The following is a 6070-nucleotide window of genomic DNA, read 5'->3' as shown; positions in this document are numbered from 1 at the left end:
GACCGACACTGTTGCGGCTTTTCCAGGCCGTGAGTTTCTTCCTGAAACGCTCCGGCGGCTTCGGAGCGCCGTCGGAATAGCGGATGACACTCCCTAGAGGTGCGGAATCATAGATAATGTGGGCTGACATTGGGGTTTCTCCATGTCGAAAAACAAGAAGGGCCCGGCGGTGGTGCCGGGCCCGGGGATGAGCGAAAGACCGATTATTCGGCGGCCTGCAGGTGGTCAGTATCCTCGCCGTCGACAGTCGCCGCTTCATCGGCGGATGCGCCGGTATCGTCGGCGAGATAGGCCGGCAGTTCGGCGGTATCGCCGTCGGGAGCCGTCTCGTCCGTCACGTCATCGGTGACGATCTCTCCGGCATCGGTGGCCACCTCGTCGACTTCGAGACGCAGCGGCTCGGGCAGCCACTCCGATCCTTCGAGAAGACGGGCGGCCTCCCGCGCCATGAGGTCCTTCTTCATGTGGTCGATCAGCTGCGCGGAGTCCTCGCCACGTCCTTCGCGCACCGCCTGGACGATGCGGGCTTTGGTGACGCGGCCGAGATAGTTGTCCACCGTCGGCGACCAGCCGGCCTCGACCATGTCGAAGCCGAGCGTGCCGGCGAGAACGTCGGCATGGGCAAGCGCGCCCGGACGCCTGTTCCAGGGCTCGACGACGGCGTTGAGCGAGAGCGAGGCGCAGTGCGCGAACAGCGCCTTGCGGCTCGCTTCGTCGAGACCGCGCAGGAAGACCCAAAGCTTGTCGCTATCGGGCATATCCTTGTCCCAGGCCTCGTGCCGCTCACCGATCTCTTTCGCCCACGGTGTCTCGGCAAGTCCCTGGACCTGGCCGAAACTGTTGCTCACCAGGCCGATCTCGAGGCAGCTGTCCTTGGCGAACCGGTAGAATAGCTGCAGCACGAGCGCATGAAGCACGGCGACGAAGGCGATGTCGACGTCGCTCGCCAGCGCGTTGCGCAGCGCCAGCGTCCTCTGTGCGGTGAGGTCGAAGACAAGACGATCGGGCAGCGGCTTGATGCCGTCCTCCTCGGGCTCCTCGGCTTCGGACGTCTGGCCCAGAGAACGGCCATTGACGACGACGGCATCCGCATCGTCCACGTTCGATGTGTCGACACCCTCGCCGTTGGCGCCTTCGTCATCCTCGTCCGTCTCGACCCGCGGTTCATCCTCGGGACGGACGAAGCCGGCGTCGATCTGCGGCTTGCCGTTGGCGGCGAGTGTGACGAACGCACCGGCGATGGCCTTCTGTGCCGGATCGTAGACATGGGGCCGATCACTGAACGCGTCGAGTTCGGCGCCGAGTTGGTCGAGCCTGTTCTCGATCTCTTCGTCGGCTTCCTCCATCTCGGCATATTCGGCGTCGAGCTTGTCATACTCGGCCTTGACAGCGTCGTGGCGGGCGATCTCATCAGCGCTCATTTCTTCCGGTTCGGCATAGACGCGCCGCATGCCGGAGGTGTGACCGTACGGAAAGCTGATCGCCGCTTCGACCCACTTCCATCCGTCGGCGCGGATGGCCTCGGCATCCACCTTCAGCTTCTCGAAGACCAGTTGCTCAAGAAGGGCTGCGTCCTGGAACCAGCCGCCGGAATCCTGTTCGAACAGGTCGCGCAGGATAACGCCGCCGGCAGCCTCATAGGCTTCGGCGCCGACATAGACCGCCCGGCGATCGTCGGCGCGGACCGTGGTTTCCGTCAGCAGGCGCCGGATATAATAGGGCTCCTGCATGTTCGAGTTGCCGGCGATACGTTCCCAGACCTGCTCCTGGCGGGCATGGTCGTCCGAAATCGAAAACGCCATGATTTGCTCAAGACGGATCTCATCCTGTTCGTAGAGATCGAGCAGTTTTGACGAGACATTGGCGAGCTTCAGCCGCTGCTTCACCGTGTTCGGCGACACGAAATACCGGGCGGCGATCTCCTCGACATCGAGCCCCTGCTCGCTCAGCGTCTTGAAGGCGCGGAATTGATCGAGCGGATGCAGGTTCTCGCGGTGGACATTCTCGGCGAGCGAATCGTCCTCCATGCTGGTCTGTCCGGAGCGATTGACAATGCACGGCGTCGGCGCGGTTTTCGCCATTTCCTTGCGCTTGACCAGAAGCTGGAGCGCCGAGAACCGCCGGCCGCCGGCGGGCACTTCGTAGCGGCCGGTTTCTTCGCCGTCCTTCAACTCGGGACGGATGTTGAGGCTCTGGATGAGGCCGCGGCGGGCAATGTCGGCGGCAAGATCCTCGATCGAGACGCCGTTCTTGATCCGTCGCACGTTCTTCTCGGACAAAAACAGCTTGTCGAAGGGGATGTTTTCGGCCTGGTTGAGGGTGATCTTCTGAATGGCGCTTTTTGCCATGGTCAGGGTCTCCATGACGGGCGGCCCGGGGCCTTTCCCCGAACCTCCAAACCCGTCAGGAACCCTCCCCTCCGCCCTCTACCTCTCGCGGCGCCGGCGCAGGCCGGCTGCCGCAGGCCCGACCCGAATTCTCTCCAGATTTGCGATGGACCCATCGATGAAAGAATGGCAGCTTTCGACCTTCAAGTCAGTCCTTCACGCCGGACCACGGAGCAACCGAAAACTACCGTTCATTCAGCATTTGATTTTCGGCTTGAGCGGGGCCGGAAGCGGAACGACGGCTTTTGGGAGTGACTTGGGATAAAGCCGCCAAAGTCGGGCGTCAGTCGCGCGATACGGACAGGCCCGCCAGAAGCGGCGTATAGGCGGCGAGCCTGCGGGATACGAACTCGGTGAAGAGCCGCACGCGCTTCGTCTTGCGTGTTTCCCCCTGCGTGAGCAGCCAGAGCGTCCCATGCGTGGGCAGGTCGATGCCCGGCGCCCTCACCAGCAGGGGGTCGGCATCTCCGACGAAGCACGGCAGTTTTGTCATCCCGATTCCTTGCTGCGCGGCTACGATCTGCGTCTCGGCGTCCGGGGTCCTGAACGGAACACCCGTGGCGTGAACCTCTCCCTCGCGCGCCCAGTCCGGAATTCCATGATTGTCCATGACGATCCATCGGATGGAATCAGGCGCGCCCGCACGCCACGCAGCTAGTCGATCGCGAGATATGTAGACGCCGCTGAAGAGTTCCGGTCCCTTCAGGCCGTGAAGATTGAGCGGCAGGGTCTTGCGGTTGGCGACGATGCGGATCGCGACGTCGGCTTCTCGGTTGGTCAGATTGGCCAACTCGCCGGACGACAGGATTTCCATCTCGATGTCCGGATGCATACGCGCGAAGTCGGCGAGATCCGGCATCAGCAGGTGTGTGGCGAGGAACGGTGGAAGCGTCACTCGCAAAAGCCCGCGCGCGCTCTGGTCGCGCCCGAAGATTCGTGTCTCCAGCCGGTTCGACGACGCTTCCATCTGCTCCGCGAACTCGAGGACCTCCTCGCCCGCAGAAGTCAGGCGGTAGCCAGAGGGCAGCTTTTCGAACATCTGCGCTCCCAGCCGTTGCTCGAGCTGGGCGATGCGTCGCAGCACGGTCGAGTGGTTTACGCCGAGGCGCTCGGCGGCGGCTCGGACCGAGCCTCCGCGTGCCGCGGCAAGAAAGTAGCGAACATCGTCCCAGTCGACCATGGTGCAATCCCGCACCGCACGGTGCGCCTTCCAAAGTCCGTATCTAACATGCCGAACGGCAATAAGGGCGGCCATTATAGCATATGCCGACTAGCGTGGCCCGGTTTCGAGGGATGGATAGCGATCGTCGCTGCTGGCGACAGTCGCCCGGCCGGATCGATTTCGCACCACCGATATGCGCACTTTCGCACTCAACAACGGACGCTGGCGGACCCATTTCGAGGTTCTTGGGGACAGATGCTGTCCCGACACCACGAAAGGGAAAGTCATGGGAAAGCTTGAGGGTAAGGTTGCCGTCATCACGGGTGGCGCTACTGGCATCGGCCTCGCCGCGGCGAAGCGCTTCGTCGAGGAGGGTGCCTTCGTCTTCATCTTCGGTCGCCGGCAGAAAGCGCTCGACGCCGCCCTGGCCGAGCTCGGGCCCAATGCCCGTGCGGTGAAGGCTCGGTCTCGGATATGGCTGACCTCGACCGGCTCTACGCGACGGTGAAGGCCGAACGCGGAACCCTCAACATCGTCTTCGCCAATGCCGGGGCGGGAAGCCTGCTTCCTCTCGGCGAGATCACCGCCGAGCACATTGACGAAACCTTCGACACCAATGTGAAGGGTACGATCTTCACGGTCCAGAAGGCGCTGCCTTTGATGAGTACGGGCGGTTCGATCATCCTGACCGGATCGAGCGCAGGGACCACGGGTGCCCCGGCATTCAGTGTCTACAGCGCGAGCAAGGCGGCAGTGCGCAACCTCGTACGGACCTGGGCGGAGGACCTGAAGGGCACCGGCATCTGGGTAAACGTGCTGTCGCCCGGGCCGACCGCGACCGAACTCGCGAAGGAAGCGGTAGGCGAGGAAGGCATGAAGGTCTTCGCCTCGATGAACCCACTCCAGCGCATGGCCGATCCGGCGGAGATCGCAGCGGCGGCCGCCTTTCTCGCATCGTCGGACAGCAGCTTCATGACCGCCAGCGAACTCGCTGTCGACGGCGGACTGGCGCAAATCTGACGGGCCGCTCCGGGAAAGCTCCAGTCAACTATTTGGAGTCCGTAGAGCTCCGTAACCGAGGAAAATAACATGAGCTACACAATCATCGGCTTCGGCAATATCGGTCAGGCGCTGGCCAGGGCGTTTGCCCGCAACGGCAGCGAAGTATCCGTTGCAACGACACGCGACCCCGAAAGCTTTGCGTCCACCGCAAACGCGATCGGTCCTACGATCATTCCCAAAAAATTGGCGGACGCCATCAAGGCGGACATCAACTTTCTGGCCGTCCGTTTCGAACAGCATCCGGATGTGGCGAAGGCGCTTCCCAACTGGCAAGGGAAGACCATCGTCGACGTGACCAATGCCTACGGTGTGTCGCCTGTGGAACTGGGAGGGCAGCCTTCTTCCAGATTCCTTGCGCAGGCCTTCTCTGGCGGAAAGCTGGTCAAGGGCTTTAACCATTTACCCGCCGCGGCCCTTGACCAGGATCCGGCCGTAAATGGTGGCAGGAGAGTCGTGTTCCTGGCGAGCGATGATGACGATGCCGCAGCGGAGATTGCTGCACTCGCGGAAAATCTCGGTTTCGCGCCGATCAATCTTGGCGGGCTATCGGAAGGTGGGCTGCTGGTCCAGGCACGCGGAAAAAGCTGGGGTCAATTGATCTTCAAAGACCTGGTCAAGTTCGACGGCTGAGCACGTCCCGGACCACCACTTCTCGCGTCGTCCACAAGGAGCAGTTTCATGCGCGTTTTCGTCACTGGCGGGACCGGCCATTCCGGTCCGTACATCATTTCCGAGCTCGTCGCCGCCGGCCACGAGGTCGCTGCTCTGGCTCGTTCGGACGAGTCTGCGGCGAAAGTGGCCGCGCTCGGCGCGAAGGCTCGTCGCGGCAGCCTAGAAGATCTCGACGGGCTCAAGGCGGCGGCTACAGACTCCGACGGAGTCATCCACGTCGCGCATAGGCAAGACCTGCTTCTGTCAGGCGGCATCTACGCCGTGGCTGCGGCGGAGGTCCAGATCATGCTCGCGTACGGCGAGGCACTGGCGGGGACTGGAAAGCCGCTTGTCGTCTCGGGAAGCATTGGCTCGCCCGGATGGGAAGGGCTGGGCCGGCCAGCCACCGAGGACGATCCGGCCCTTCCCGGCGGCGATGCGTACAAAGGGACCTTGCGGGCTCGCAACATCGTGGAAACCACCGCGGTCGGCCTCGCTGAGCGGGGCGTGCGGTCCGCGGTCGTGCGAATTCCTCCCGTCATGCACAGCGGGACCGACAATGCCGGCTTCCTTCCGCTGCTGATCGGGCTCGCGAAGGAGAAGGGCGTCGTCGGCTACCCCGGAGACGGCGCAAACCGGTGGTCAGCCGTGCACGCTCGCGATCTCGCCGCCTTGTTCCGCTTGGCGCTGGAGAAGGCCCCAGCCGGCAAATATTGGCACGCGGTCGGCGATGAGGGCATCTCACTCCGCGAGATCGCCGAAGCCATTGGCAGCCGTCTGGGCCTGCCCGCCGTGCCCATTCCCGCAG

Annotated in this window: 4 protein-coding genes and 1 pseudogene; 3 read left to right on the top strand and 2 right to left on the bottom strand. The window is 63.3% G+C overall.

Features of this window, described 5'->3' with window-relative positions; genetic code table 11:
* Window positions 1–203: 203 nt before the first annotated feature.
* Window positions 204–2348: a ParB/RepB/Spo0J family partition protein gene (locus NR193_RS32960; RefSeq protein WP_256754831.1), complete on the bottom strand. Its 2145-nt coding sequence runs from the start codon at window positions 2346–2348 to the stop codon at window positions 204–206.
* Window positions 2349–2670: 322 nt separating this feature from the next.
* A complete protein-coding gene (locus NR193_RS32955; protein ID WP_256754830.1) occupies window positions 2671–3567 on the bottom strand; it encodes a LysR family transcriptional regulator in 897 nt (298 codons plus the stop codon).
* 268 nt (window positions 3568–3835) lie between these two features.
* Here NR193_RS32955 and NR193_RS32950 point away from each other — a divergent pair.
* From NR193_RS32950 to NR193_RS32940, 3 genes and pseudogenes are all read left to right on the top strand, one after another.
* Window positions 3836–4569 (top strand): annotated as a pseudogene (locus NR193_RS32950) (SDR family NAD(P)-dependent oxidoreductase).
* A gap of 69 nt (window positions 4570–4638) precedes the next feature.
* On the top strand, window positions 4639–5241 hold the full coding sequence (locus tag NR193_RS32945) for an NADPH-dependent F420 reductase (RefSeq protein ID WP_256754829.1): 603 nt from the start codon (window positions 4639–4641) through the stop codon (window positions 5239–5241).
* Window positions 5242–5289: 48 nt separating this feature from the next.
* Window positions 5290–6070, top strand: a 781-nt coding sequence (locus tag NR193_RS32940; protein WP_256754828.1) for an SDR family oxidoreductase, incomplete at its 3' end; no start/stop codon positions are given.

This window comes from Mesorhizobium sp. Mes31 (genome assembly GCF_024519675.1).
Classification (GTDB): domain Bacteria; phylum Pseudomonadota; class Alphaproteobacteria; order Rhizobiales; family Rhizobiaceae; genus Mesorhizobium.
The sequence above is the reverse complement of the archived record's forward strand: the minus strand, read 5'-3'. Positions and strand labels throughout refer to the sequence as shown.

What these genes read in the sequence shown, in the direction of transcription:
- NR193_RS32945 (WP_256754829.1), top strand. Translation starts at nt 4,639, where the DNA reads ATGAGCTACACAATCATCGGCTTCGGCAATATCGGTCAGGCGCTGGCC.
- NR193_RS32955 (WP_256754830.1), bottom strand. Translation starts at nt 3,567, where the DNA reads ATGGTCGACTGGGACGATGTTCGCTACTTTCTTGCCGCGGCACGCGGA.
- NR193_RS32960 (WP_256754831.1), bottom strand. Translation starts at nt 2,348, where the DNA reads ATGGCAAAAAGCGCCATTCAGAAGATCACCCTCAACCAGGCCGAAAAC.